The following is a 25,167-nucleotide window of genomic DNA, read 5'->3' on the forward strand; positions in this document are numbered from 1 at the left end:
TGCGATATAAAACAGGTACTCATTGAGTACCTGTTTTATTTTGTGTCGGCAAACGGTGTTTACCGAAAAACACCATTATCGAACCAATAATGCACTTCTGTGAGCGCTATTGATACCAACCATCAGCAAGCACTTCGGCTTGCTCTAGCACCAGCTTAATCGCCTCTTCTGCGGCATCGGGTGGGTACTTCCAGCGGCGTAGTAAACGACGCACTAAGTTGCGCATCCGCGCCCGCACGCTTTCACGTTTCTGCCAGTCTACCGTAGCAGAATTACGCAGTTGGTGAGTCAGTTCAATCGCCAGTTTGCGTAAGTTATCATCGCCTAAGGTGCGTACTGAGGCTTCATTGGCGATCAGCGCGCGGTAAAAGGCAATTTCATCGGGGGAGAGATTAAGCTTAGCCATCATCTCAGCATCGGCTTGCATTTCTTTTGCCCACTGGATTAGCTCTTCAATCACCTGCGCGGTTTCAATACTGCGGTTATGGTACTTTTGCAGAGTCGACATGATGCGCTCTGAGTACTTCTTCTCTTGCACCACATCGTTTTTCATCCGCGCTTTCACTTCATCACGCAGTAGTTTTTCCAGTAACTCCACCGCCAAGTTCTTCTCTTTCATGTGCTTCACATCTTCAAGAAACTCTTCGGAGAGCAAACCAATGTTTGGCTTATCCAGCCCTACGGTTTTAAAGATATCATCGACGCCATCGGCCACTATCGCGTTATTGAGGATCTGGCGCAGGGCAGAGTTTCGCAGCTCATCACTGCGCTTTTTATCGACCGTCGAGTGCTTCAAAAAAGCAGTTTTGATTGCACCATAGAAGGCGATTTCATGGCGATAGCCATTCACTTCATCCAACGTACTGCACAATGAGAAGGCTTTCATCATCGCCGCCATCACATCAAGGAAACGACGTTTACCATCGCGAACTTGCTCACCTTTGCTGTTCCGGTGGCAAAGCCCTGAGATATGGTTGACTGCCCCCGGCAGCAATTGCAGCGGCCGAGTTTCAAAATCAGGGCGATAGTGAAACACCTCACCATCCACTGGCGTGGCAAACATGCCGCGGATAATATCGATTTTTTCCATGAAGACAGCAAAAGCTTCGGCGGTATCAACGGTCGGTTTGCCTTTGCCTTGGCTGTTGGTGTAAGTCTTGAGGGCGTTTTTAAGCTCATTGGCAATGCCAATATAATCGACCACCAAACCGCCGGGTTTATCCTTAAACACGCGATTTACCCGGGCAATTGCCTGCATCAGGTTATGCCCTTTCATCGGTTTGTCGATATACATGGTATGGCAACATGGCGCATCAAAGCCCGTTAGCCACATATCGCGCACAATCACCAATTGCAGTTCGTCATCGGTATTTTTATACCGTTTCTCAAACAGCTTCTTGGTTTTCTTATCATGAATATGCGGCTGCATTTGGGCCTTATCAGCGGCGCTGCCGGTCATGACAATTTTGATTGCGCCTTTAGCGGGATCATCGTTATGCCACTCAGGTTTAATCGCCACAATCGCATCGTATAAATCGACACAAATCTCACGGCTCATGGCGACAATCATCGCCTTACCCGGAAAGGTTTCACAGCGGGTGGTAAAATGCTCGACGAGATCTTTCGCGACCTGTTGGATGCGTGGCTCGGCACCGACCAGTTTTTCCAGTGCTGACCATTGTGATTTTATTTTCTCGCGACTTTCCGTTTCTTCGTCTTCGCCAATTTCTTCCTCAACTTGATCGTTAAGCGCTTCGATTTCATCTTGATTAATATCGAGCTTGGCGAGGCGCGATTCGTAGTAAATCGGCACGGTGGCACCATCATCGACCGCATCTTGAATATCGTAAATAGAGACATAATCACCAAACACCCCGCGAGTATCTTTGTCATCTAGCGATATGGGTGTGCCGGTAAAACCAATAAACGCGGCATTGGGCAGTGCGTCACGCATGTATTTGGAGTAACCATACACATAACGCTGGCCGACCACATTGCCATCCTCGTCTTTGACATCAACAAGGCGCGCTTTATTGCCATATTGACTGCGGTGCGCCTCATCAGACACCACCACGATATTCGAGCGTTCAGAGAGAATAGGATGCGCGGTTTCTTCATCGAGCAGCGCAAATTTTTGTACCGTCGTGAAGATGATGCCACCAGACTGACGGTTGAGCAGTAACTCGCGCAATGCATCGCGGTCAGTGGCTTGTTGCGGGATTTGCTTTAAGGTGTCTTGCGCCATGGTGAAGGTGTTAAATAGCTGGCCGTCTAAGTCATTACGGTCAGTCACCACCACTAAGGTTGGGTTATTCATCTCTGGTTGTTGCAGCAACTTACTGGCGTAGCAGACCATCGAAATGCTTTTGCCGCTGCCTTGGGTATGCCAAACCACGCCGGCTTTTTTACTTCCCGGCACCACGACATTGGCGTAATTGGCTCGGGGTTCAGTGATTTGATCAGCGGTGGTGGCCGCAATGACCGTCGCTTTCACCGCAGCACGTACAGCATGGAATTGATGATAACCGGCGATTTTTTTGATGACTTTGTCGTTATCGGTTTCAAACAACACAAAGTAGCGAATGTAATCGAGCAGCAATTCTGGCTTAAAGAAGCCACGCACCATGGTTTCTAATTGGAATTCGAGTAGCGGCTTATCGTCTTCACTCTCTATCGTCTTCCATGGCAGGAAGCGCTCTTTGTTCGCGGTCAATGAGCCGACTCGCGCCGTCCAGCCATCAGAAATCACCAGCGCTTCATTGAATGCAAAGAGGTCGGCGATCTCTTGTTTGTAGGTTTGAATTTGATTGTAGGCATTCCAAATATCGGCGTGATCATCGGCGGGGTTTTTCAGTTCGATGACAGCGATGGGTAATCCATTAATAAATACTACGAGATCTGGACGGCGATTGCCTTTGCTGCCCGTAATGGTGAACTGATTGACCACTAAGAATTCGTTATTCTCACGGTTGTCAAAATCAATTAAGCGAACATGAGTATGCTTGGTCACCCATTGTTCTTGCTCCATTACCGAGTATTCAACAGGCACACCTTCGATTAAATATTGGTGAAAGAGTTTGTTGTTTTTAATCAGTACAGGCGTTGGCGGCGTGGCAACGGTTTTCGCCACTTCGATTAAGGTGTCACTCGGTACAGTAGGGTTTAAGGTTTCCAATGTCGACACTAACCGCGCTTGCAGTGTAACTTGCTGATAGTTTTCACGCTCGGGAACGCCTGTGGCTGGATGAACCGCGCCATCCGGTGCGATGTCATAGCCATTTTGGTATTGGTAGCCAAGCGCTTTAAACCAATCAAGGCAGAGCTGTTCTAGTTGGTCTTCTGTAATTTTCATTGTTGTCCTCGTTTCAGCTCATTACCTAAATCGGTGAGTCGGTAACGCTGCGATCGGCTTCTTGGCTTACTAGGCTCGGTCATTTCTATATATCCAGCTTCCAAGGCTGGTTTTAGGTATCTAGCTGTAAATGATTTACGGTCTTTCAACAGACATGCGCTCTGCAATTGCTCGCGGCTCATCTCCCCATCGATGTGACTAAGCAGCAAACTAACTTGGGGGGTATCATGGGGGCTTACTTGAGGGGTGTTCTTCGTCTTGGCTTGCTCTAGCTCAAACAAAGCTTGCTTTATCATCCCCAACATAAACTCGATAAAGGCACGGCTGTCTGTTTCAGCCGTGCTTTGATTAATGGCTTGGTAGTATTCCTGCTGATGCTGATAAATTAAATTCTCTACGGGTAAAACTGCAAATAGTGGTTGCCAATGGCTCAGTATCAACGTTTGCCAAAGTCTGCCCATTCGGCCGTTACCGTCAGAGAAGGGATGAATAAACTCAAACTCGTAATGGAATACACAGCTTTTAATGAGTGGATGATCATCACTGGCTTTTAACCAAGCGAACAAGTCACGCATAAGCGTTGGAGTGCGATCAGCAGGAGGCGCCATATGGATCACTTGACCATCCTTCATCACGCCAACACCACTGTTTCGATATTGCCCTGCCGAATCAATCATCCCCATCATTAAGCACTTGTGTGCGGCCAGTAAATGAGATTCAGTTTCAGGATGCCAATTCGGTAGCTTCTCGTACACCGCAATCGCATTCTTTGCTTCTTGAACCTCTTTTACGGGTGCCAGTACCCGTTTACCAGCGAGTATAGCGGTGACTTGCGCTTCCGTTAGCTCGTTACCTTCAATAGCCAATGTTCCGTGAATAGTACGGACTTGGTTTATGCGCCTTAAACGTAGGTCAATGCCTTGTGAGTGAGTCACAGAGATCTTACCCAACCGTTCACTGATGTCAGCGACTAGCTTTAGTATTGGGTTATTGATGGTAAATGGAGGCTGCATTAGTTTTTCCACCAACGGTTCGCTGATTTTTGACGTTTCTGAGTTAACGAAGTTAGGTGCCAAGGAACATGTCCAACCGCTGGTTGGACAATTGGGTCATATTCAAAATCAGGCTTATTGGCTAAGGTCATGATTACCCCCACTGTGTCTCTAACTCGATTTCGCCGGAAAGCAATTTAGGAAAAGCTTCATTCATCGTTGTTTTCCTCAGTGGCAATAATTATCTTGAGCTTCAATGCTTCTGGGTAGTCATCATCCATGATGATTGAAGTAATGATCTCTTGTAACAACACTTTATCTATCTTATTTTCAGCAACCCACACAACAATATTTTCCATTTCAAAAACAAACTTCTTGAGGCAATAGTCATAACCGTTAACCTCTAAAAAGTAAGCCCCTAAAACTAAGCTTGAACGTTTATTCCCATCATTAAACGCGTGAAACTTATTTATGGAGAAAACCAAATGTGTGAGCTTTTCTTCAAGATTCGGGTAATAAAGGTCATTCTGAATATGATCAAGCACACTTTCTAACTGCCCAACATTCTTAGTCCCCGACAGCCCACCACTGTGATCAATGATCCAATCATGAGTTTTTACTGCGTGCTCAACATCAAAATAAAAGAGAGGTAAAGTCATTAGCGATCCTTCAAGCGCTTGAGAACATCTAGTGTTCTCGTATCTTTCAACTGCTCTTCCAAAGAACGACTTTTGTCTCCAAGAAATTTATCAAAATCACTTTGAGGCACTGACTGTACATAATGTTCTAAACGTTGATGTAAAGCCGAACGGAACCCTAGATCTCTGCTCGCCATTTTAGTTCTTGCATCTTCGATCTGAGGTTTCAAATAAGGAGTTCTACTCGCTTTTTCGATGATAGAGTCAAGTTCGACAGGTAATAGCTTCCGGCCTTTTTCTTGATATTCTTGCTCCATTTCCTCCGCGAGACCATGCTCAAAACTTGCGATAACATTAAGCACTTCACTGTACATGGTGTCACGTGTCTTATCCTTGTCGGCGAGTTTCAAAACTTGCTTATACTCAGCAGCATTACCCAAAAAGACAACTTGATATATTTTATCGGTATAAATCGCATATTTGTGATTGCCCATTTCTAAATAATCTCGAAGCGCATTAGTGAATTGCTTTCTGTAGCTTTCTTCTTGAAATGATGACGGCAAGTAATCCTGATCTCTTTGGTTGACATACTTAGTATGCCCCCCTGCTTTCTGAGCAATAACATCAATCACAATGTCCAAAATTCGACTTCGTATGGCTTTTGCTCTTTCACTTTCAGTGACTAACATAGTCAAGTTTAGAAATGCTTTAAAATCGAACAACCCTAAACTAGATGCTTTTGGATCAATCATCCGACCGACATCAGTGTCACCCGCATAGCGTAACTTCATGTTTTTAAGAGTTTTTCCTTTAACAATTTGATAGCCACTTGCCTTTAACTCACCATCATCTTTAGCTAAATAACGTTCAACAGTACGCTCATCAATGGCTAATAAGTTAGCAACTTGTGTTTTTGTAAATACAATCTTTCCTTCTAGAACAAGTCCAGAAAGATCTAAATGTTCTTCCAATTGCGTTAATGCATACTGGTTATTTAAGATATTTTGTCTTGCGACCATAGATGTAGTCAGTTCAAGATTCATAATAAATCTCCCGATGCTAGATTGACTTTTTCTAACTCGATTTCGCCGGAAAGCAATTTAGGAAGCAGTGTGTCTCGCATTGCTGAAAGGCTCTTAATCTCTCCTGAAAGAACCTCAATTTTTTGATCTATCGGGTCAACAAATTTATGGAAAGCTTCGATTAGCTCTTGAGGAGGAGCAACAAATGAAACTTTCTTAAGTTCATTCTGGTTTATAGAACTGAACACTGTTCCGGAAGAACCACTGTCACCAAGCTTCTTCTCAATATGACTCACAAACGCATACGTAAATGAACGAGATTGACTCCTGTGCTTAATAGCAGCGACACCACGACCAATGCAGCAATCGATAGCCGCCATATTCTTATCGCCTACAGGTGCACGAACACTAATTAGCGTATCACCAGCTTTAGCATATCGCTTAGGATCTGTTGTATAGACGCGAACATCAGGATAACGGAAACCAAAATCTCTACGCCCTTGGAAGAACGCAATTCCCTCGCCATCTTCATTGTAAGTTTCGCCTTTTGGTGACTGTCCCATAGTGATGTTGAAGTGCTCCCCCATAGAACTAGCATCCCATCCCTCTGGTATCAAACCCAACTCACTTTCAACGAGCTTTTCGGGGAATAGCGAGGCAGTGGCAGAATCCATACCCTCTGGTTGCTCGCCGTTCATCTTAGCTTTCACCGGATCGAAATCGACAAACCATGACTTGAAGATGGCTTGCGCCATTTCTTCTAGGGTTTGGTTGGTGTCAGTGTTCAAGATGATCTTATCATCAAGAGCTTTACAGAACTTTTCTAATCTCTTTAGCTCAGGTTTGGGTGGTAAAGGAACCTCTAACTCTTGAAGTATTTTTGTATCCAATTTACCAGCACCAATTCCCGTATTTTCCACCTTAGCCAATAAGGTCTTCTTTATAGAAATTAGCCAGAACAGAAGATACCAAGGTGTGATCTCGTCAGTTTTAGGTACTAACGCTTTTACATCTTGGTTAAAGGTAACTTCTCTCGTTGTTATTCCTACCGGAATTTTATTGTGCAGCGCCCCACCACGGACTAACAACAATACGGTGTCTTTGGGAACTAAACGAGTTCCATTCTTAGAACCCTCAGTTGTAACCTTTAGATCTGATTCAGAGTACCGTGTGCTATCCATTGATGATGCACTTATCCAAGGTATATCTCCGCCCCAATATGCTTCATTACTCTTAGATGGCGTTCCCCCTGAGGTGAATTTAACGAGGTCGCCAAGTTTCTTAACTGACCAATTACAGTTCATAACCCAACCCCGCTAAGTTCTTTTTGATCTCAGCCTCTAGCATTTCTGACTCTGCAAATTGCTCACTCAATTTCGCGGTTAGCGTTGCCATTTTCTCAGCAAAGGGAACACCATCGTCCAGTTCTTCAGTCGCGCCAACGTAACGTCCCGGAGTGAGCACAAAATCGTGTTTCTTAATCTCTGCTAAGGTTGCGGATTTACAAAAACCGGCTTGGTCTTGATACGTGACGCCATTGACTTCTTCGCCCGTTTTCCAAGCATGGAACAGGTCAGCGACTTTCTGAATATCCTCTGGTCTAAAATCACGCAGTACCCGATCTTTCATATAGCCAAGGTTGCGCGCATCAATAAACAGCACTTCGCCTTTGCGATCGCGCAGTTTACGGCCTGCTTTATCGGTGCGCGCTTTTTTATTTTTGGTTAAAAACCAGATACAGGCCGGAATTTGCGTGTTGGTAAACAGTTGCCCCGGCAGCGCCACCATACACTCGACCAAATCATTCTCGACCAAGGCGGCGCGAATTTCGCCTTCGTTATTGGTGGATGAACTCATCGAACCATTAGCCAGCAGTAAAGCTTGCGAGCCATCCGGCGCAAGGTGGTAAAGCATATGCTGCATCCACGCGAAGTTGGCGTTCCCTGATGGTGGAGTGCCATATACCCAGCGCGGATCGTTATCATCAACGCCGATGTTCCACTCTTTCATGTTGAACGGCGGATTCGCCATGATGAAGTCAGCTCGTAAATCAGGATGCTGGTCGTTGGTATAGGTACTGGCAGGCTGACCGAATTGACACTCTAGCCCTCGAATCGCCATATTCATCCCAGCAAGCTGCCAAGTGGTGTAGTTGTATTCTTGCCCGTAAATCGAGATTTTCTGCTTTTGCGTCAGCGGGTCGATCTCTTTTTGGTTGGCATAGCGCTCAATAAATTTATCCGATTGGACAAAGAAGCCGCCGCTGCCCATTGCTGGGTCATAGACACGGCCTTCAAATGGCTCAATCATCTCTACAATCAAGGTAACGATGGAGGCAGGCGTATAAAACTGGCCGCCTTTTTTGCCTTCAGCCAGCGCAAACTGACCTAAAAAGTATTCATAGATATGGCCAAGAATGTCTTTGCTGCTGAGCGACTGGTGATTAAACGGAATGGTCGCAATCAGGTTGATCAGTTCATTGAGCTTGGCTTGGTCGATTTTAAGGCCTGAATAGTGTTTGTTGAGTACACCCTTGAGTTTGGGGTTATCGCGCTCAATCCCTTCCAGTGCGTTATCAATTAAATGGCCGACTGAGGTGATTTTTTTGGTGATTTTTTGTTGGTTTGCGCCCTCAATCAGCAGCTCTGCGCCGCCAATCACACGCGGTGCGTTATCTTGCAGGAACGACCAACGGGATTCCGGCGGTAGCCAGAACACGTTTTTCTCTTGGTAGAAATCGCGCTGCTCTAGCTCTATCGCGATCTCTTCGGCTAATTCTTCTGGGGTGAAATCTTGCGGGTCTAAATAGTATTCGTGCTCTGGGTTGGTCAATTCAGCTTTGATTTCCTGCTGGCGCAAGCTAAACGCATCCGAAACGTATTTGACGAAAATCAGCCCCAGCACCGCATGTTTGTATTGTGACGCATCCAACGCGGCGCGCAGTTTATCGGCCGCCGTCCAGAGTTTGCTTTCTAGCGCTTTGAGGTATTGTTGTTCTTGGTGGTTCATTGCAGATTTCTTAAAACATGGAAAATTGCCGATATGATACCAGTGGAAGCACAAAAATCCTCGCTTTATGACTGAGTTAAGTGTGGTTTTATGAGATAGAGAGCGCCTTGTGAGTAATCAAGAACGAATAATCCGTTTGCTTTGCGGCTAGCTATCGCGCAACAACTAGCTATCGCGCAACAAAAAGGGCGCAGCAAGTATTAGCTTGCTGCGCCCTGAAATAAATGGCGCGCCCTGTAGGATTCGAACCTACGACCACATCCTTAGAAGGGACGTGCTCTATCCAGCTGAGCTAAGGGCGCGCTACAGGGACAGGATTATACGAGTTGAACTCCGTAAATCAATCGCTTTCTCTAAGATTCGGTTTCAAATGCCTAAAAAACTGCCATTCGGTAGCCGAGTGTCGAAAAACAGAACAAGGCAAACGTTTGCTTATAGATGTTACTTTAAATATCTGCGACAATGCGCCCAAAAATATTTGCGACCAATGTGTAAGGAAAGCCATGACTGCTCAAAATATTGATGGGACACTCATCTCCCAGACGGTTCGCTCTGAAGTAGCGGCGCGGGTAAAAGCTCGCACTCAAGTGGGTCTTCGAGCTCCGGGGCTAGCGGTGGTGCTGGTGGGAGAAGATCCTGCGTCACAAGTGTATGTCGGCAGCAAACGTCGTGCTTGTGAAGAGGTGGGTTTTGTTTCTAAATCCTATGATCTTCCGGCCACTGCTGGCGAAGAGGAGCTACTGGCGTTAATCGATAAGCTCAATGCCGACCCTGAAATTGACGGCATTTTAGTGCAACTGCCCTTACCTGCTGGGATTGACACAACCCATGTGCTTGAACGCATTGTTCCTGAAAAAGATGTCGATGGTTTTCACCCTTACAATGTGGGCCGTTTAGCCCAACGCATTCCTAAACTGCGCTCTTGCACGCCCAAAGGGATCATCACTTTGCTTGAGCGCTATAACGTTCAACTGCGTGGTAAGCATGCGGTGATTGTGGGCGCATCCAATATTGTCGGCCGACCAATGACGTTAGAGCTGCTACTGGCTGGTTGCACCACAACCACATGCCACCGCTTCACTAAAGATTTAGAGCACCATGTTCGCCAAGCTGATTTGTTGGTGGTGGCCGTTGGTAAACCCAATTTTATTCCCGGCGCATGGATTAAAGAAGGTGCCGTAGTGATTGATGTGGGCATCAACCGCTTGGAGTCAGGCAAGCTGATTGGCGATGTCGAGTACGATGTAGCGCGCACTAAAGCAAGCTTGATCACCCCTGTTCCGGGTGGTGTCGGGCCAATGACGGTGGCCAGTTTGATTGAAAACACCCTGTTGGCGTGCGAGCAATTTCACCCCAATAACTGATCTTGTTATTGATTATTGCTAGTGGTTCTTGTTATTGATTATTGCTAGTGGTTATTGATAGCTATGATCAGCGAGCCAAAAAAGAACCCCAGCACTGCGCTGGGGTTTTTTAACGAGCTAATGTTTAACGAGCTGATGTTTAACGAGCCAGTTTTTAACGATGAATAGAAACGCTACGTTTATAGCGACAAAATAACCCCAGCAAGTGCAGCACTCATCAAGTTAGCCAGCACGCCAGCGCTGATCGCTCGAAAACCATATTGAGAGATGAAGCTGCGACGCTCTGGCACCAAACTGCCCAAACCACCGATCAATACTGCCATGGTCGAAATATTGGCAAAGCCGCACAGAGCAAAAGTTACAATCGCTTGAGAATGTTCACTGAGCGAATCTTTTACGTCCATCAATTGGATAAAAGCGACAAACTCGTTCACGACAATTTTATTACCAATCAGTGAGCCTGCCGTCATCGCTTCGCTCCATGGAATGCCCACCAGCCACGCAACTGGAGCAAATAGGTAGCCTAAAATCAATTCAAAACTAAGGGTTAAGCCAAACAGACCGCCCACCCAGCCCAATAGGCCGTTGAGTAGCGCAATCACACTGATAAAGGCCAGTAACGTTGCCCCAACCGCAACCGCGATACGAAGCCCAGACATTGCACCATCAGCTACGGCTTCAACCACATTGGTTGCTTTTGGTATCTCAACCTCTTCATTGGCCACCTGCTGACTTTGCGCTTCGGTTTCCGGCAGCAAAATTTTCGCCATCAACAAACCGGCTGGAGCTGACATAAATGCCGCCGCAATAAGATAGTTAAGGTTAACGCCCAGTGAGGCATAGCCAACTAACGTTCCACCCGCAACCGAGGCTAAGCCACACGTCATCACCGCAAAAAATTGCGAATCACTCATGTACTTTAAATAAGGCTTAACGACTAACGGCGCTTCAATCATGCCGACAAAAATGTTCGCCGTGGCTGACAGTGACTCTGCACGCCCCGTACCCAATAATTTTTGCAAACCACCGCCAATCAAATTAATCACTTTAGGCATCAAACCAATGTGGTACAAACCGGAGATCAAAGCGGAGAAGAAAATGATGATGCCAAGCACATTAATCGCAAACACAAAACCAACGCTACCATTGGCTAAACCGCCAAAGAGAAAGCCAATTCCCTCTTGCCCATAATTGATCAAATTCGATACCGCACCCGTGACACTGTTGAGCACTTCTTTCCCCATAGGGACATACAGAACCAATAGTGCAAAGCCTACTTGCAATAAAAAAGCGAGCGACACGGTTCTAAATTGGATGTTTTTTCTATTGGTAGAAAGTAGCCAAGCCGTAAATAAGATGGCGACGACGCCAAGTAATGAGTTCATTTGCTGTCAATCCAGATAACGGGGATAGGAAAGGCGCGCATTCTATCGTGCGAAAACGAATGCGCAAGTCGCAAATGTTACAGAGGTGTGCTTAAAAATAGCAGCCTTAAGCCTCTTATTTCAAGCTGTTGATTTGTAACAAGCTAAACGATTGCTTAGGCTTATCTTTTCCATATAGAAAAGATGTTTCTGAGTTGGGAAATAATAAACCGTGCTCATTACACTTTTGTCAAACGGATGTAAGGCTCTAACTGAGTATCCCAGTAGCAAGGTGTACCGATTAAAGCCTTGATAAATTCAATCACGGCTGAGGTTTTCTTCGGCATATGTTGTCGGCTCGGGTAAACCGCATAAAAAGGCATACTTTGATTTGCGTGCCAATCTGGCAACAACTGGATCAGTTTACCAGTTCGAAATTCATCTCGAATTAAATAAGTCGCCAAGTAAGCAACACCCCACCCTGCCACGGCGGCGTCACGCACGGCTTCGGCTAAATCCACCGAATAGTTACCCGACACATTGATGTTGACCTTTTGCTCTGGATTGGCAAACGACCAGCTGGTGTAATCTCGCTCCCAACTGCGGTAGATAAGACAGTTGTGACCTAACAGATCACCGGGTGTCTTAGGGGGTGAATGGTTTAATAAGTATTCCGGTGACGCCGCCAGCACAAATTGGCAATCGGCGAGACGCTGCGCCACGTACCCTTCCGGCAAATGTTCGTTGTTGGTCACCCACAAATCAAGCCCTTCTTCGAGCATATCGACTCGATAATCGAACAAATGCACTTCCACTTGCAGTTTTGGATAACGCTGACGAAGCGCCTCCAGTGCTGGCAAAATGTGCAAAGAACCAAACGACTGTGAAAGACCAAGCTTAATCAGCCCAGACACCTCATCACGCTGGCTTTCCATTTCAGACTGCGCAGCATCCATCAACCCAACGACCGCAATACAATGGCGATAAAAAGCCTCTCCAGCCTCGGTTTTGGTGAAGCTGCGAGTGGTTCGCTGAACGAGCTTCACCCCGAGCGAGGCTTCCAGTAAGGCCAACTGCTTACTAACATGCGATACTGATACGCCTAAGCTTTTGGCCGCAGCGGTAAAGCCTCGATGTTTGATTAACGCAGCAAATATCACCATTTGCCCTGCACGTTCAACTAGCACACGCTCTCCAGAAATAGCAAAGGGCTCATGATGAGCCCTTTGCGTTCAATTAAGGTTCAAATCAATAGGTAATTCTATCCGCCAAATGGCTCACCGCGAGGGCGAAATAATATGAACGGTTCCACTTCATCAACACATTATAGTTGTTGTATACCAAGTAAACGCGGCCATTTTCATCATCTGGCATGATAAGCCAAGCTTGAACGTTGTCTAAATTAGGCAGTGGTTTACCTTCGTAACGGGTAATACCGAGCTTGTTCCACTCTCTCAGTGATTTCCCTTTTTCGGGCTGTCGCCCTTCTAAAGTGCGGTCAAACCCATGCGGAACTTTAACTTGACGGCCCCAAGTGTATTTATCATCCCATCCCGATTGGCTGAGATAATTGGCCGTCGACGCGAATACATCTTCCTTTGAGCGCCAAATGTCTTTTTTGCCATCGCCATTACCATCGGAAGCGAACGCCAAAAACGAACTCGGCATAAACTGGCATTGTCCCATCGCGCCAGCCCAAGACCCTTTCATCTCATCAGCTTGGATATGACCTTGCTGTAGAATTTGCAACGCGGCCATCGTCTCCTTGCGGAAAAATGCTTCTCGACGACCGTCATAAGCCATAGTCGTCAGCGCATCAATAACACTAAAACCACCGGTCAACGCACCAAAATTACTTTCTACGCCCCACAAAGCCACGATAAAGCGCGGTTGCACGCCATATTGTTCGCCAATGCGGCTAAGCTCTGCATAGTGCTTTTCATACAGCGCCTTTGCTTGGTTCACTTTCCATTCTGGAACCGCGCGTGGGATATATTCATCCAGCGTCAGTTTCTTTTCTGGTTGATTGCGATCGGCCGTCACAGCACGTGGCTTGTACTCCACATTTTTAAACGCATCGATTAAAATTTGCTCTGAAATGCCTTCATTTCGTGCTTGCTGCTTCAAGCCTTCGACATAGTGTTCAAAACTAACCTCATTCGCCATCAATGGCGTGGAGAGGCTTAATCCCAATACGACTGACAATAACTTTCTCAAATCGTCCTCCTTGAGCTGAAAACTTAGCTATCTTTTTGCTGAGCCTTTTGCTGCTTATATTGTTCTAATAAATTTTGTGGCGGTGGCGGTAACTGTAGGAAAAAGCCCTCATTTTCTAGAGACTCTTTTACTTTTTCAATGTTCACTTGGGCAAGTGTACGCCCTTCCAGTTTCACTACCATGACTAAAGTAGGTTTACCGAACATCGCCATTAATGTGTCAGGAACCTGTGAAAAGTCATCCTTTTTGGGGATATAGAGATAGGTACCTTCTTTTTTAGAGCTTTTGTAGATAGAGCAAAGCATGACAAACCTTTTATTGTAATAAACTGGCTTTTCGAGCCAATTAAGTTAGAAACGTTAAACTTTTACCAAATTTGAGATTAAAACAAACATTTGACCGCAAGATAACTTGCTGAGCTAAGTCAGGGAATATAACATGACAACCCTAGTTTCAGGCAACGCCCTTTCTAGTGAAGCCATTAGTTATTGAGGTCAATATAAGATGTCGAATACTCCTGACCTAAAAGGTAGCAGTTTTACTTTGTCAGTGTTACACCTTTGCGACAGTGAAGTTGCCAATACCGTTGAGTTTCTCAAGGAAAAAGTCGCCCAAGCTCCTGCTTTTTTTGCCTCTGCACCTGTGGTGATCAATATTGCTAAAGTGATTGGCGATATTGATTTTGCGATACTTAAACAAGGCATCACTGAAGCGGGAATGATCCCGGTCGGTGTGACAGGTTGCCGTGATAAACGCAGCCAAAACTTAGCCTCAGAAGCTGGCTTTGCCGTGATGGCAGCAAGCAAGTCGCCTTCTCAAGCACCCGCTCAAATCGCGCCAACCAAGGTGATTCGCACGCCCATTCGCTCTGGCCAGCAAGTGTATGCCAAAGATAGCGATTTAGTGATCCTCAATCACGTCAGCGCGGGGGCCGAAGTGATCGCCGATGGTTCAATTCACATTCATGGTTCACTGCGCGGAAGGGCCATTGCCGGTGCCAGCGGCCAAACGGAAGCAAAAATTATTTGTCACGATTTACAAGCAGAGCTGGTCTCCATTGCTGGAAATTATTGGCTTAGCGATCAAATTGAAAGTGAGTTTTGGCAGAAGAAAGTGATGCTCAGCATGGTTGATGATTCACTGCATTTTGAAACGCTCACGATTTAAAATTAACAAGGAAAACATAATGGCACGCATTATTGTTGTAACGTCAGGAAAAGGCGGCGTTGGTAAAACAACCTCAAGCGCAGCAATTGCTTCTGGCTTGGCTTTAAAAGGTAAAAAGACAGCGGTCATCGATTTTGATATCGGTCTGCGTAACCTTGACTTAATCATGGGTTGTGAGCGCCGCGTGGTGTACGACTTTGTTAACGTCATCAACGGTGAGGCGACACTTAACCAAGCGATGATCAAAGATAAACGCACCGAAAACTTGTTTATTCTGCCTGCCTCACAAACCCGTGATAAAGATGCGCTCACCAAAGAGGGCGTAAAGCGCGTTTTGGATGAACTCGATACGATGGGCTTTGATTTCGTCATTTGCGACTCACCAGCAGGTATTGAGCAAGGCGCGTTGATGGCTTTGTACTTTGCTGATGAAGCGATTGTAACGACGAACCCTGAAGTCTCTTCCGTGCGCGACTCGGACCGCATTTTAGGGATTTTGGATTCCAAATCAATGCGCTCAGAGCAAGGGTTAGAGCCTGTTAAACAGCACCTTTTATTGACTCGTTATAACCCTACTCGCGTGACACAAGGTGAAATGTTGAGCGTGGAAGATGTTGAAGAGATTTTACATATCTCTTTACTTGGCGTGATCCCAGAAAGCCAAGCGGTGCTTAATGCCTCCAACAAAGGTGTTCCGGTTATTTTTGACGATCAATCAGACGCAGGCCAAGCTTATGCTGACGCTGTCGAGCGCTTATTAGGGCAAGAAGTCGAGTTTCGTTTTCTAACGGAGCAAAAAAAGGGCATCTTTAAACGACTTTTCGGGGGTTAATATTATGTCTCTACTTGAGTTTTTCCGACCACAAAAGAAAACGACCTCAGCAAGCCTTGCCAAAGAGCGTTTGCAAATTATCGTCGCCGAACGTCGTAGTGAAAATGACCCTGCACCGACCTATTTGCCTCAATTGAAAGAAGACATTCTCAAGGTGATCGCCAAATACGTCGCGGTTGACCCTTCGATGGTTGAAGTCTCTTTTGAGCACAAAGATGATGATATCTCTGTGCTGGAATTGAACGTGAAACTGCCAGACGAAGAAAAGTAATCCTTATGATAAAAGAGCCTGCAAAATTGCAGGCTCTTTCTCTTTACTAACCAATTTTACTCAACCAATTTGTTGAGCCGTTCACCGAGAATAGGTAAGCGCCAACTCTGCATCACATCCGGCAATTGCGCGGGATCTCTCTCTTTCTTCCACACCCAACTCAATAGCTGGTTGAGCTGTTTTTTAGAGGCTAAAAATTCAGTCGCTAAACCCGTGGTTTGAGACACTGATTTAACTTCATCTTTCAACCGTTTAAACAACTGTTTATAGCCGGGATAGTCCATCAAAGGGTCGATTTTAGGTGGGTATTGATCAGCCGGAGTCTGCTGACCCGCTTTCACCAATGCAATGATTTTGGCACTGTGACGTTGAATCGATCTCGGATCGGCCCCTTCATCAATCATACGGCTTGCACTCGTCAATCCCAAACGAGCGATACTCAGCAAATCTGTCTCTTTGACCACAAAATTGAGCGCCAAATCACGGCGTACCGCCTCTTCGTAGCGCCAAGTAGCTAAGGGTTTGAGAATCGCTAATTCTTGCGGTGTTAGTTGCCATGCCCCTTTGATATCCAAATAGGCCAAATCGGGATTAGTCTGTTTAATGCGTTTGACGCTCAATAGTTCAGATTCTTGCTGCGCCGCTTGCCACCAGCCCGCCTGCGTCACTTTATCGAGTAATTTCTCGTAAATCGGCAGCAAATAAAACACATCGGCGGCAGCGTAATCCAACTGCTTTTGCGATAAAGGCCTTGCTAACCAATCAGTACGCGATTCACTTTTATCAATTTCAATCCCTAAGAATTCATTGACCAATGCGGCAAATCCGGTAGACAGTCCATGACCGAGAAAGGCCGCCATTACTTGTGTGTCGACCATTGGAAACGGTGTGCAGCCAAATGCATTATGAAACACTTCGAGATCTTCACCACACGCATGCAGCACTTTGAGCACGGAGGTGTCTTGCAGTAGCTCGACAAAAGGGGCCATGTCATCAAAGGCAAGTGGGTCGATTAAAGAGAGGTTTTCACCATCATAAAGCTGGATCAATCCGAGCTGTGGGTAAAAGGTACGCACTCGGACAAACTCGGTATCGAGCATCACCACATCGGCATCTCGCGCGGCAAGGCATACATGTTGTAGGTCGTTAGGCTGGGTAATTATTTGGTAGTTCACTAATGGCTCACTTTGGGCAACCCTACTAGAGGGGACATAAAAATGCCGACGGTTTGAGTCGGCATTCTAGCACTATTTTTTCATACTGACTTGATGCTTAGGCACGTTTTGTTTGTTCAATTGCCGCATCATTTTCTTCACGAAGTACGCGGCGTAAAATTTTACCCACATTACTTTTTGGTAAATCTTCCCTAAACTCAATCAACTTAGGCACTTTATAGCCAGTCAAATGTTTACGGCAATGGGCAATGATTTCATCTTTGGTTAAGCTCGGATCACGCTTAACCACATAAATCTTGACGATTTCACCAGACACTTCATGAGGCTGGCCGATAGCGGCCACTTCTAATACTTTGCCATGCAGTGCAACCACATCTTCAATCTCATTAGGATAGACGTTGAATCCAGAGACTAAAATCATGTCTTTCTTGCGATCGACAATATAGACCATTCCTTGCTCATCAAACTTAACGATATCGCCTGTAGAGAGCCAACCATCGGCATCAATCACTTCTTTCGTCGCTTCCGGTCTTTGCCAATAACCTTGCATCACTTGTGGGCCACGCACTTGCAACTCACCGACTTGATCATAAGCCAACACTTTGCCTTCATCATCAACGATACGCACTTCGGTTGAAGGTACGGGTAAACCAATGGCTCCCGAATAATCACTTAAATCATAAGGATTACCTGTCACCAGTGGTGCACATTCAGTCAAACCGTAACCTTCAAGCAGGTGGATACCCGTCACTTTTTTCCACTGATCGGCCACCGCGCGCTGTACCGCCATACCACCACCAACAGAAAGCTTAAGATTTTTGAAATCAAGTTCATGGAAATCTTCGTTGTTGACCAACGCATTAAACAGCGTATTCACCCCCGTAATGGCAGTAAATGGGTACTTTTGCAGCTCTTTGACAAAGCCTGGAATATCGCGTGGATTAGTAATCAATAGGTTACGCCCACCCATTTCGACGAACAGTAAACAGTTTACGGTCAGTGCAAATACGTGATAAAGCGGTAATGCCGTCACAACCAGTTCGCGGCCTTCGGCCAATACTGGGCCATATGCCCCTTTTGCTTGGAGCACATTCGCAATCATGTTGCGGTGGGTCAGAATTGCCCCTTTTGCCACACCGGTTGTACCACCGGTATATTGCAAAAATGCAATGTCGTCGCCAGACATAAAAGGCTTCACATACTGTAAACGGCGACCTTTGTGCAACGCCTTACGCATGGAAATGGCACCTGGTAAGTCATATTTTGGCACCATCCCTTTCACATATTTCACAACGAAATCAACCAACGTCCCTTTTGCTCTAGGTAACATCTGTCCAAGGCTGGTCAATACCACATGTTTTACCGAGGTATTTTCAACAATTTGCTCTAAGGTATTGGCAAAATTCGAGACGATGACGATCGCCTTTGCATCGGCGTCATTCAGTTGATGTTCAAGCTCTCGCGGGGTGTACAACGGGTTAACATTCACCGCAATCAACCCGGCTCGTAATACGCCAAATAACGCGACCGGATACTGCAATAGGTTGGGCATCATTAAGGCGACACGATCACCTTTTTTCAGCTTCAGCTCATTTTGCAAATAGGCGGCAAATGCTCGGCTGCGCTCTTCCAGTTTACGAAAAGTCATGACCGAACCCATATTCATAAAGGCTGGTTGATCGGCATATTTATGAACCGATTGCTCAAACATTTCGACCAAAGAGAGGTACTGATCAGGGTTGATGAATTCAGGTACATCAGTTGGATAGCGTGAAAGCCAAGGTTTCTCCACGGTAATACTCCTCGTTATTGGCGGCTGCTCTACGGCGATATTTTTATGTGCGCTATTACAGCACAGCCAAAGCGCTTGAGCACGAAACACTCAAACACTTGTTTAAATTTTGTTAACTAAGCCAAAAATTAGTTCGGCGACTTGCGAAGGTTGCTCAAGATGGCAATGATGACCACCAGAAATAGTGAACATCTCTTGCCGATCATCGGCGAAATAGCCTCGAGCGGCTCGTAACTCAGAAAAACCGTGTGTACCGAGAATCACACGTTGTGGGCATTGGATGTGCGCCATTATGTGCTGAGCATGCTCATACGACATGCGATACAAGGAATCGCTGTTTAACTGTGGGTCATGACGCCAATACCACTCGTCATTACGCCGCTCAACCCCTCGAATAACGATGGGTTGGATCAAGGCTGCTTCTAACTGGTTGACTTCGGCTCGGCGAGCAACAGCGTATTCTAAGTTCGGTAACCTACGACGAGGCTTACGCCGGATCCGCTGGCGGCTGAGTACGCCATTGCGCAGCCTGGCCACACTCTCTAGTGGCGATTCAGCCAATGGAGCCATTCCTTCGATTTGAACTAATCCTGCGACTTGCTCAGGAAAGGCGGCACTATAGCAACTTGCGATTAAAGCACCAAGGGAATGCCCTACGATCACTAACCTGTTTGGTGATAAGTTGAGCAAAAATGAGTAAATATCATCAATATAGTCATGAAATGGGTAAAAATGACCGTCGGCTTTATGGCTTGAAAGGCCATGTCCCGGTAAATCGATTGCGCAAAGGTGTAACTGTGGATTAAGGTGACTTAACGCTTTGATAACGGTAAGAAAACTGGATGAATTATCTAACCAACCATGCAAAAAAACGACCGATAAGTCGGCCGTTTGTGCGTTTCCCACCTCTTGAGTCGCAATCATTCCTTGCGCAAGAGAGTACTGTTTTTGTTGCATCGCTATTTCACTTCTTGTACCACGCGCCCTTCACGAGCACCAATGTACATTTGACGACAATATAAGCTGTGGCAAGGGTACATATAAGTACCGAGATCATTCACGACCACTCTTTCTTCAACTCGCCACAAATGTAGTCCTTTTACGACCATGGTTGGGAAAGTGTATTCAAACTCACCCACTTTGGCCTTTTCTGGAGCAAGGCTGGTTCCCACTAGCGTCACCAAACGATCTTTCGCATAAGCCACTGGGTCAACAAACCCGTCAACATAGCCAACAAAACGCCCTTGCGGTTCACGGTCGATATCAGGTCGGCCTGATGAGCTAATCGGCAAATTGACTATTTCAATCCGTGTTTTATCCGCCAAATTAGTCACACTGGCGATGACGCCGCCCAGCCGGACTTCATCTTGCTCATTGGTTGGCGTATTGACCCAAGTGGCGTAATCGGTGATCACGGCATCACTACTGGCACGAAGATCATCCGGTAAGCTTGAGCATGCACCAAGCAGCAATGTGGACGATAACAATAGTAGCGTTTTAGAAGTGGAAAAAGATCGCATCATAATGACCTTGTTGGATTAGATGTAGATATCGACTCCAAGCAGTTGAGCAAGTTCCTCTTTTTTTGCTTGGTTCATCACGTCCATGTACTCTTCCATCGCCTTTCTTGATCGACCTTCAGGAAGATCGTATTCCAGATTAGCCCGATGAATCTCTGATGGATCGACATGACGAATTGAATGAGAAACAGCATTCGCCACCTTAGTAGGTTGGCCTACTCCGGTTTTGGCATCGCCTTTCTTTACCCCATTGTTCTTATTTGCGCGATTAGCCCTATTGCTACCGGGCACTATCGCAGGAGGTAAACCATTAATTGAAACCATACTGTTCCTATTCAATTAGAGCAAGACGAATGCAACGCCTTGCCTTTCACTGATTATTCTCGGCCCGGTAACTTCTTCCAAGCCACGTTATCACGCAGGTAAACAGGGCTCGACTCTTCCACCGTTAGCGTGTTTCCTTTGGCAAACTCGTACTGAGCAAGAAACACCATATCCTGTGCATCTGGGTACAATACTTCCCCCATTTGACACGAGATAGGCAACGTATCTAACTCTTCTTTATAAGCCGCCCAACCCGTTCCAGCGCAGCCCCAAGTGATGCTGTCAGCTTTGATTTGCTCAGCAAGAGTATTAGGAGCAATGACGCACTCTGCATCTATCTCTTGCCAAGAGCCATCTTCTTGACGTGTATAACGACCCCAGTAAATCTCACTCATTCTGGCGTCAATTGCACACGCCACCTGCTGGTAACCCTGTAAACGATAGCTGCCTTGCGCCATCGCTGCCAGGGTCGAAATACCTATCATAGGTAAATCAGCGCCGAATGCTAAACCTTGTGCAATTCCAATGCCAATCCGTACTCCGGTAAAACTGCCCGGACCACGGCCAAAGGCTAGCGCGTCTAGTTCCTGTAAGGTGATGCCCGCTTCTTTGAGGACGGAATCCACCATGGGTAGAATTTTCTTGGTGTGATCGCGAGGGGCAACTTCACTGCGAACGTACAGTTTGCCGTTCATCATTAAAGCAACAGAACAGTTCTCTGTTGCTGTGTCTAAGGCAAGGATCTTTGCGCTCATTACTGTCTCTAATTGTTGTTAATAGTTACGGGTGTCGTGACTGAAATTTGACTTAAGAAATCTTTTACTTTGTCCAAATCCCGCGTACGTGGAATGGGCGGTAAACTGGCAAGAAATAGCCCACCGTAGTCACGGGTGACTAAACGGTTATCACAAATGATCAGTACACCTTTGTCATGTTTATCGCGGATCAAACGCCCGACCCCTTGTTTCAAGGTGATGACGGCATCGGGTAGTTGTACTTGCGCAAATGGATCTCCACCGCGCATTCGGCAATCTTCAATTCGCGCTTTCAACAACGGATCATCCGGTGCGGTAAATGGAAGTTTGTCGATAATAACACAGCTTAATGCGTCACCTCTAACATCTATCCCTTCCCAAAATGCCCCTGTCGCGACCAATAAGGCATTACCTAATTCCATAAATTCGGCCAACGTTTTTTGTTTACTCGTCTCCCCTTGCATCAGCACTGGCACGGTTAACACTTCTCGAAAACGTTCACCTAACTCGCGCATCATGCTGTGGGAAGTACACAAAAAGAAGCAGCGGCCTTGGTTTTGCTCAATCACTGGCGACAAAATACGCACCAATTTATCGGCAAGGCCTGGGCTATTGGGTTCAGGTAAATAGCGTGGCACACACAGCCGCGCCTGCTGCTGATAGTCAAACGGGCTTGGTAATGAAAACTGAGCTTGGGGCTTTAGTCCTAAACGCTGAGTGAAATGGCTAAAATCGTCGTTTACGGCCAAAGTTGCGGAGGTGAAAATCCATGCGCCCTGCTTTTGTTGCACCTGTTCGTGAAATTTATCGGCCACCGAAAGTGGGGTGATGTGTAAACTAAAATGACGCGGCGTGGTGTCATACCAATAGGAATAACCGGTAATAGAGACATCACACACTCGATCAATTCGTCCTTTGATTAAGTTAGCGCGCTCAAATGCGGTATCCAATAACTGGCTGCGACCTAACGCGAGTTTTAACACATCGATAGCAAAATCTAAGCTGTCTCGCAAACGCGCTAATTCTCGCGAAATCGATGGTGAAGCTAACGCCTCACGCCAGTTGCCTCGAAAACTGGGTTCACCCAACACAATGCGTAAATCCATCGCTGATTGCACCAGTTTATCGCCCACTTTCTGCAATTGGCGCATATCTTTTGCTTCAGTGCGATAGCCGATTTCAATATCTTTCGCCAGCTCTTGGACTTGGCGACTGGAGACCGATTGACCAAAATATTGGCTGGCGATATCCGGTAACTGATGCGCTTCGTCGAAGATAAAGACCTCGGCTTCGGGGATCAACTCACCAAACCCAGTTTCTTTGATCGCCAGATCGGCTAGAAAAAGGTGATGGTTGACCACGACAACGTCGGCATCCATCGCCTTTTTGCGTGCTTTAGAGACAAAACAGTCGACGTAACTTGGGCACTCTTTGCCAAGGCAATTGTCGTTGGTTGAAGTGATGGTTGGAATGACCGCACTGTCCTCAGGCAACTCTTCACATTCACCTAAATCACCGCTTTTGGTTTCCGATGACCAACGACGCACTTTCACTAATTGAGTCAATAGCTGTGGATCAGATTGGTTGGTGTGGCTTTCCACCATTTGGCGGCTTAGCCTATCAAGGCACAGATAGTTTGCTCGGCCTTTTAATAGCGCAACATTGCCATAGAAACCGAGCGCATCAATCATCAAGGGTAAATCACGATGAAAAAGCTGCTCTTGTAGGTTTTTAGAACCCGTACTGATAATGACTTTTTTACCACTGAGCAGCGCAGGCACCAGATACGCAAAGGTTTTGCCTGTACCAGTCCCTGCTTCAACCACTAATTGCGATTGTTGGGCAATCGCCTTAGCGACCGCTTCAGCCATGTCAATTTGCGCTTGTCGAGCTTGAAAACCGGCAATGGCCTTGCCTAATGCGCCTTGTGAAGAGAAGGTTTTTGCAATCATCAAAAAGTGGGGGTAAGTGTTCGTTGCGGGGCATTATGTCAGGTTTGATGAGCTGGCGCGAATCCAAGTGCAACCCGCGCCAGTTAGGTGTGTTCTATTTGCGATTGAGGTAACGAGATAACCAAGCTGGTCCTTCGTACCCATTCTCCGTTTGGGTCATTGCTTTTGCCGCCTCGGCGGGTGACGCTCGGTTCTCCCACATGTCTTCCAAAATGATTTCGTCAATTTGATGGTCTCCCATCAATGCACTCACTCTTTCCATATACAGCTTTCGTGCGAGGAGTTCTCTATCCATAAATACCGCCTTAAGACACTCTGTGAGGAAGAAAATTAGTAAAAGCCTAACGGTGAACCCGTTTATATATTGAAACCAACTTAATAATAGATTAATTATAGCCCTTATATTGCGGGGCGCCTCACCGTTCACACGCTCACGAATTAGTTTTTAGAACGAAAAAAATCATGCACGGAAGTAATTAATAATGGAAAGAAAAACACTGCTCACTCATTGTAGTGATGCGCCCGGACTTATCTCTAAAATCACGAACATTTGTTATAAACATCAACTCAATATTATTCATAACAATGAGTATGTTGATAACATTAGTGGTCACTTTTTTATGCGTACTGAATTGGAAGGCTACTTTAACGACACCACCCTTCTAGCCGACCTTGACCAAGCCTTGCCTGCACACGCAAAGCGTAAACTGATTGATTCTTCGCGCAAACGCATCGTTATTTTGGTGACTAAAGAAGCACATTGCTTGGGCGATATTTTGATTAAGAATTATGATGGCAGCTTGGATGTCGATATTGCTGCAGTGATTGGCAATTACGATACGCTGCAAAATCTGACCGAAAAGTTTGATATCCCGTATCACCATGTTTCTCATGAAGGGCTAAACCGCGAGGAACATGAGCAGAAATTATTAGAAGTGCTGGACCAATATCACGCCGACTATTTGGTCCTCGCCAAATACATGCGGGTACTCACTCCTGGTTTTGTCGATAAGTACCATCACAAAATTATTAATATTCACCACAGCTTTTTACCGGCATTCATTGGTGCAAAACCTTACCAGCAAGCGTACGAGCGCGGTGTGAAAATCATTGGTGCGACGGCGCACTTTGTCACTAATGATTTAGATGAAGGCCCGATTATTAAGCAAGATGTGATCCCGGTTGATCACACATTCAGCGCGCAAAACATGGCGCAAGCTGGACGGGATGTTGAGAAAAATGTGCTGAGTAAAGCCTTGAACAAAGTCATCAACGATCACGTTTTTGTTTATGGCAACAAAACGGTCATTTTATAGCAAAGCGAAGAGTGTTCTTCACGAACATAGGAAAGACAAAAGGCGCGATTTGCGCCTTTTGTTGTTTTACGATTGCTGGCTGATCACTCCAAGTGATAGCACCAC

23 protein-coding genes and 1 tRNA gene are annotated in these 25,167 nt (G+C 46.1%); 5 read left to right on the plus strand and 19 right to left on the minus strand.

Going from position 1 to position 25,167, the window contains the following annotated elements; genetic code table 11:
* Positions 1–106 precede the first annotated feature (106 nt).
* The 7 genes from AACV12_RS07780 to AACV12_RS07810 all read right to left on the minus strand — a co-directional run bounded on the left by AACV12_RS07780 (position 107) and on the right by AACV12_RS07810 (position 9,315).
* On the minus strand, positions 107–3,352 hold the full coding sequence (locus tag AACV12_RS07780) for a type I restriction endonuclease subunit R (protein WP_170900130.1): 3,246 nt from the start codon (positions 3,350–3,352) through the stop codon (positions 107–109).
* Complete coding sequence (locus AACV12_RS07785) at positions 3,349–4,365, minus strand: Fic family protein (RefSeq protein WP_170900131.1); 1,017 nt, start codon at positions 4,363–4,365, stop codon at positions 3,349–3,351. The genes AACV12_RS07780 and AACV12_RS07785 overlap by 4 nt, the downstream gene beginning before the upstream one ends.
* Positions 4,366–4,553: 188 nt before the next feature.
* Positions 4,554–5,003, minus strand: coding sequence for a type II toxin-antitoxin system death-on-curing family toxin (locus tag AACV12_RS07790; RefSeq protein ID WP_010317163.1), 450 nt, complete (start codon positions 5,001–5,003; stop codon positions 4,554–4,556).
* Entirely contained in the window at positions 5,003–6,025 is a 1,023-nt protein-coding gene (locus AACV12_RS07795; protein WP_170900132.1) for a DNA-binding protein, read from the minus strand. Before AACV12_RS07795 ends, AACV12_RS07790 begins: the two co-directional genes overlap by 1 nt.
* Complete coding sequence (locus AACV12_RS07800) at positions 6,022–7,308, minus strand: restriction endonuclease subunit S (protein ID WP_170900133.1); 1,287 nt, start codon at positions 7,306–7,308, stop codon at positions 6,022–6,024. The genes AACV12_RS07795 and AACV12_RS07800 overlap by 4 nt, the downstream gene beginning before the upstream one ends.
* Positions 7,298–9,013 carry a class I SAM-dependent DNA methyltransferase gene (locus AACV12_RS07805; protein ID WP_170900134.1) on the minus strand — a complete coding sequence of 572 codons (1,716 nt, stop codon included), beginning with the start codon at positions 9,011–9,013 and terminating at the stop codon, positions 7,298–7,300. Before AACV12_RS07805 ends, AACV12_RS07800 begins: the two co-directional genes overlap by 11 nt.
* A 225-nt stretch (positions 9,014–9,238) precedes the next feature.
* A tRNA-Arg gene (locus AACV12_RS07810) sits at positions 9,239–9,315 on the minus strand.
* 201 nt (positions 9,316–9,516) lie between these two features.
* On the opposite strand from AACV12_RS07810, the gene folD reads away from it, so the two are divergent.
* Complete coding sequence (gene folD / locus AACV12_RS07815) at positions 9,517–10,377, plus strand: bifunctional methylenetetrahydrofolate dehydrogenase/methenyltetrahydrofolate cyclohydrolase FolD (protein WP_010317168.1); 861 nt, start codon at positions 9,517–9,519, stop codon at positions 10,375–10,377.
* A gap of 179 nt (positions 10,378–10,556) precedes the next feature.
* Here folD and AACV12_RS07820 read toward each other — a convergent pair whose 3' ends face one another.
* The 4 genes from AACV12_RS07820 to AACV12_RS07835 all read right to left on the minus strand — a co-directional run bounded on the left by AACV12_RS07820 (position 10,557) and on the right by AACV12_RS07835 (position 14,263).
* On the minus strand, positions 10,557–11,762 hold the full coding sequence (locus tag AACV12_RS07820; protein ID WP_170900135.1) for a NupC/NupG family nucleoside CNT transporter: 1,206 nt from the start codon (positions 11,760–11,762) through the stop codon (positions 10,557–10,559).
* Between the two features lie 218 nt (positions 11,763–11,980).
* Positions 11,981–12,928: a LysR substrate-binding domain-containing protein gene (locus AACV12_RS07825; protein WP_170900136.1), complete on the minus strand. Its 948-nt coding sequence runs from the start codon at positions 12,926–12,928 to the stop codon at positions 11,981–11,983.
* A 61-nt stretch (positions 12,929–12,989) separates the two neighbouring features.
* The gene (locus AACV12_RS07830) at positions 12,990–13,958 is read right to left on the minus strand and encodes a lytic murein transglycosylase (protein WP_170900137.1); all 969 of its coding nucleotides are present in this window, start codon (positions 13,956–13,958) and stop codon (positions 12,990–12,992) included.
* 23 nt (positions 13,959–13,981) lie between these two features.
* On the minus strand, positions 13,982–14,263 hold the full coding sequence (locus AACV12_RS07835) for a YcgL domain-containing protein (RefSeq protein ID WP_017044579.1): 282 nt from the start codon (positions 14,261–14,263) through the stop codon (positions 13,982–13,984).
* A 199-nt stretch (positions 14,264–14,462) separates the two neighbouring features.
* Between AACV12_RS07835 and minC the strand changes: the two genes are divergently transcribed.
* The 3 genes from minC to minE are packed head-to-tail and all read left to right on the plus strand — an operon-like array spanning position 14,463 to position 16,228.
* Positions 14,463–15,125, plus strand: coding sequence for a septum site-determining protein MinC (minC, locus tag AACV12_RS07840; protein ID WP_013857213.1), 663 nt, complete (start codon positions 14,463–14,465; stop codon positions 15,123–15,125).
* A gap of 19 nt (positions 15,126–15,144) precedes the next feature.
* On the plus strand, positions 15,145–15,957 hold the full coding sequence (gene minD / locus AACV12_RS07845) for a septum site-determining protein MinD (protein WP_013857214.1): 813 nt from the start codon (positions 15,145–15,147) through the stop codon (positions 15,955–15,957).
* 4 nt (positions 15,958–15,961) lie between these two features.
* On the plus strand, positions 15,962–16,228 hold the full coding sequence (gene minE, locus AACV12_RS07850; RefSeq protein WP_010317176.1) for a cell division topological specificity factor MinE: 267 nt from the start codon (positions 15,962–15,964) through the stop codon (positions 16,226–16,228).
* A 56-nt stretch (positions 16,229–16,284) separates the two neighbouring features.
* On the opposite strand, the gene rnd is transcribed toward minE, so the two are convergent.
* The 8 genes from rnd to AACV12_RS07890 all read right to left on the minus strand — a co-directional run bounded on the left by rnd (position 16,285) and on the right by AACV12_RS07890 (position 24,041).
* Positions 16,285–17,403: a ribonuclease D gene (rnd, locus tag AACV12_RS07855; protein WP_170900138.1), complete on the minus strand. Its 1,119-nt coding sequence runs from the start codon at positions 17,401–17,403 to the stop codon at positions 16,285–16,287.
* 97 nt (positions 17,404–17,500) lie between these two features.
* Positions 17,501–19,195, minus strand: coding sequence for a long-chain-fatty-acid--CoA ligase FadD (gene fadD / locus AACV12_RS07860; RefSeq protein ID WP_026028639.1), 1,695 nt, complete (start codon positions 19,193–19,195; stop codon positions 17,501–17,503).
* A 102-nt stretch (positions 19,196–19,297) separates the two neighbouring features.
* On the minus strand, positions 19,298–20,152 hold the full coding sequence (locus AACV12_RS07865; RefSeq protein ID WP_170900139.1) for an alpha/beta fold hydrolase: 855 nt from the start codon (positions 20,150–20,152) through the stop codon (positions 19,298–19,300).
* 2 nt (positions 20,153–20,154) lie between these two features.
* The gene (locus AACV12_RS07870) at positions 20,155–20,718 is read right to left on the minus strand and encodes a Slp family lipoprotein (protein WP_017044575.1); all 564 of its coding nucleotides are present in this window, start codon (positions 20,716–20,718) and stop codon (positions 20,155–20,157) included.
* Between the two features lie 15 nt (positions 20,719–20,733).
* Positions 20,734–21,039, minus strand: a complete 306-nt coding sequence (locus AACV12_RS07875; RefSeq protein WP_026028052.1) for a hypothetical protein — start codon at positions 21,037–21,039, stop codon at positions 20,734–20,736.
* Between the two features lie 53 nt (positions 21,040–21,092).
* On the minus strand, positions 21,093–21,794 hold the full coding sequence (gene tsaB / locus AACV12_RS07880) for a tRNA (adenosine(37)-N6)-threonylcarbamoyltransferase complex dimerization subunit type 1 TsaB (protein ID WP_017047797.1): 702 nt from the start codon (positions 21,792–21,794) through the stop codon (positions 21,093–21,095).
* 8 nt (positions 21,795–21,802) lie between these two features.
* Positions 21,803–23,746 carry an ATP-dependent DNA helicase gene (locus tag AACV12_RS07885; protein WP_038148369.1) on the minus strand — a complete coding sequence of 648 codons (1,944 nt, stop codon included), beginning with the start codon at positions 23,744–23,746 and terminating at the stop codon, positions 21,803–21,805.
* 94 nt (positions 23,747–23,840) lie between these two features.
* Positions 23,841–24,041, minus strand: coding sequence for a hypothetical protein (locus AACV12_RS07890; RefSeq protein ID WP_013857222.1), 201 nt, complete (start codon positions 24,039–24,041; stop codon positions 23,841–23,843).
* A 187-nt stretch (positions 24,042–24,228) separates the two neighbouring features.
* On the opposite strand from AACV12_RS07890, the gene purU reads away from it, so the two are divergent.
* The gene (purU, locus tag AACV12_RS07895; protein WP_010317194.1) at positions 24,229–25,062 is read left to right on the plus strand and encodes a formyltetrahydrofolate deformylase; all 834 of its coding nucleotides are present in this window, start codon (positions 24,229–24,231) and stop codon (positions 25,060–25,062) included.
* Positions 25,063–25,167: the final 105 nt, after the last annotated feature.

This window comes from Vibrio sp. 2-2(8), assembly GCF_963888495.1.
In the GTDB taxonomy this organism is placed as follows: Bacteria; Pseudomonadota; Gammaproteobacteria; order Enterobacterales; family Vibrionaceae; genus Vibrio; species Vibrio anguillarum.

What these genes read in the sequence shown, in the direction of transcription:
- AACV12_RS07780 (WP_170900130.1), bottom strand. Translation starts at nt 3,352, where the DNA reads ATGAAAATTACAGAAGACCAACTAGAACAGCTCTGCCTTGATTGGTTT.
- AACV12_RS07785 (WP_170900131.1), bottom strand. Translation starts at nt 4,365, where the DNA reads ATGCAGCCTCCATTTACCATCAATAACCCAATACTAAAGCTAGTCGCT.
- AACV12_RS07790 (WP_010317163.1), bottom strand. Translation starts at nt 5,003, where the DNA reads ATGACTTTACCTCTCTTTTATTTTGATGTTGAGCACGCAGTAAAAACT.
- AACV12_RS07795 (WP_170900132.1), bottom strand. Translation starts at nt 6,025, where the DNA reads ATGAATCTTGAACTGACTACATCTATGGTCGCAAGACAAAATATCTTA.
- AACV12_RS07800 (WP_170900133.1), bottom strand. Translation starts at nt 7,308, where the DNA reads ATGAACTGTAATTGGTCAGTTAAGAAACTTGGCGACCTCGTTAAATTC.
- AACV12_RS07805 (WP_170900134.1), bottom strand. Translation starts at nt 9,013, where the DNA reads ATGAACCACCAAGAACAACAATACCTCAAAGCGCTAGAAAGCAAACTC.
- folD (WP_010317168.1), top strand. Translation starts at nt 9,517, where the DNA reads ATGACTGCTCAAAATATTGATGGGACACTCATCTCCCAGACGGTTCGC.
- AACV12_RS07820 (WP_170900135.1), bottom strand. Translation starts at nt 11,762, where the DNA reads ATGAACTCATTACTTGGCGTCGTCGCCATCTTATTTACGGCTTGGCTA.
- AACV12_RS07835 (WP_017044579.1), bottom strand. Translation starts at nt 14,263, where the DNA reads ATGCTTTGCTCTATCTACAAAAGCTCTAAAAAAGAAGGTACCTATCTC.
- minC (WP_013857213.1), top strand. Translation starts at nt 14,463, where the DNA reads ATGTCGAATACTCCTGACCTAAAAGGTAGCAGTTTTACTTTGTCAGTG.
- minD (WP_013857214.1), top strand. Translation starts at nt 15,145, where the DNA reads ATGGCACGCATTATTGTTGTAACGTCAGGAAAAGGCGGCGTTGGTAAA.
- minE (WP_010317176.1), top strand. Translation starts at nt 15,962, where the DNA reads ATGTCTCTACTTGAGTTTTTCCGACCACAAAAGAAAACGACCTCAGCA.
- AACV12_RS07865 (WP_170900139.1), bottom strand. Translation starts at nt 20,152, where the DNA reads ATGCAACAAAAACAGTACTCTCTTGCGCAAGGAATGATTGCGACTCAA.
- AACV12_RS07870 (WP_017044575.1), bottom strand. Translation starts at nt 20,718, where the DNA reads ATGATGCGATCTTTTTCCACTTCTAAAACGCTACTATTGTTATCGTCC.
- AACV12_RS07875 (WP_026028052.1), bottom strand. Translation starts at nt 21,039, where the DNA reads ATGGTTTCAATTAATGGTTTACCTCCTGCGATAGTGCCCGGTAGCAAT.
- tsaB (WP_017047797.1), bottom strand. Translation starts at nt 21,794, where the DNA reads ATGAGCGCAAAGATCCTTGCCTTAGACACAGCAACAGAGAACTGTTCT.
- AACV12_RS07885 (WP_038148369.1), bottom strand. Translation starts at nt 23,746, where the DNA reads ATGATTGCAAAAACCTTCTCTTCACAAGGCGCATTAGGCAAGGCCATT.
- AACV12_RS07890 (WP_013857222.1), bottom strand. Translation starts at nt 24,041, where the DNA reads ATGGATAGAGAACTCCTCGCACGAAAGCTGTATATGGAAAGAGTGAGT.
- purU (WP_010317194.1), top strand. Translation starts at nt 24,229, where the DNA reads ATGGAAAGAAAAACACTGCTCACTCATTGTAGTGATGCGCCCGGACTT.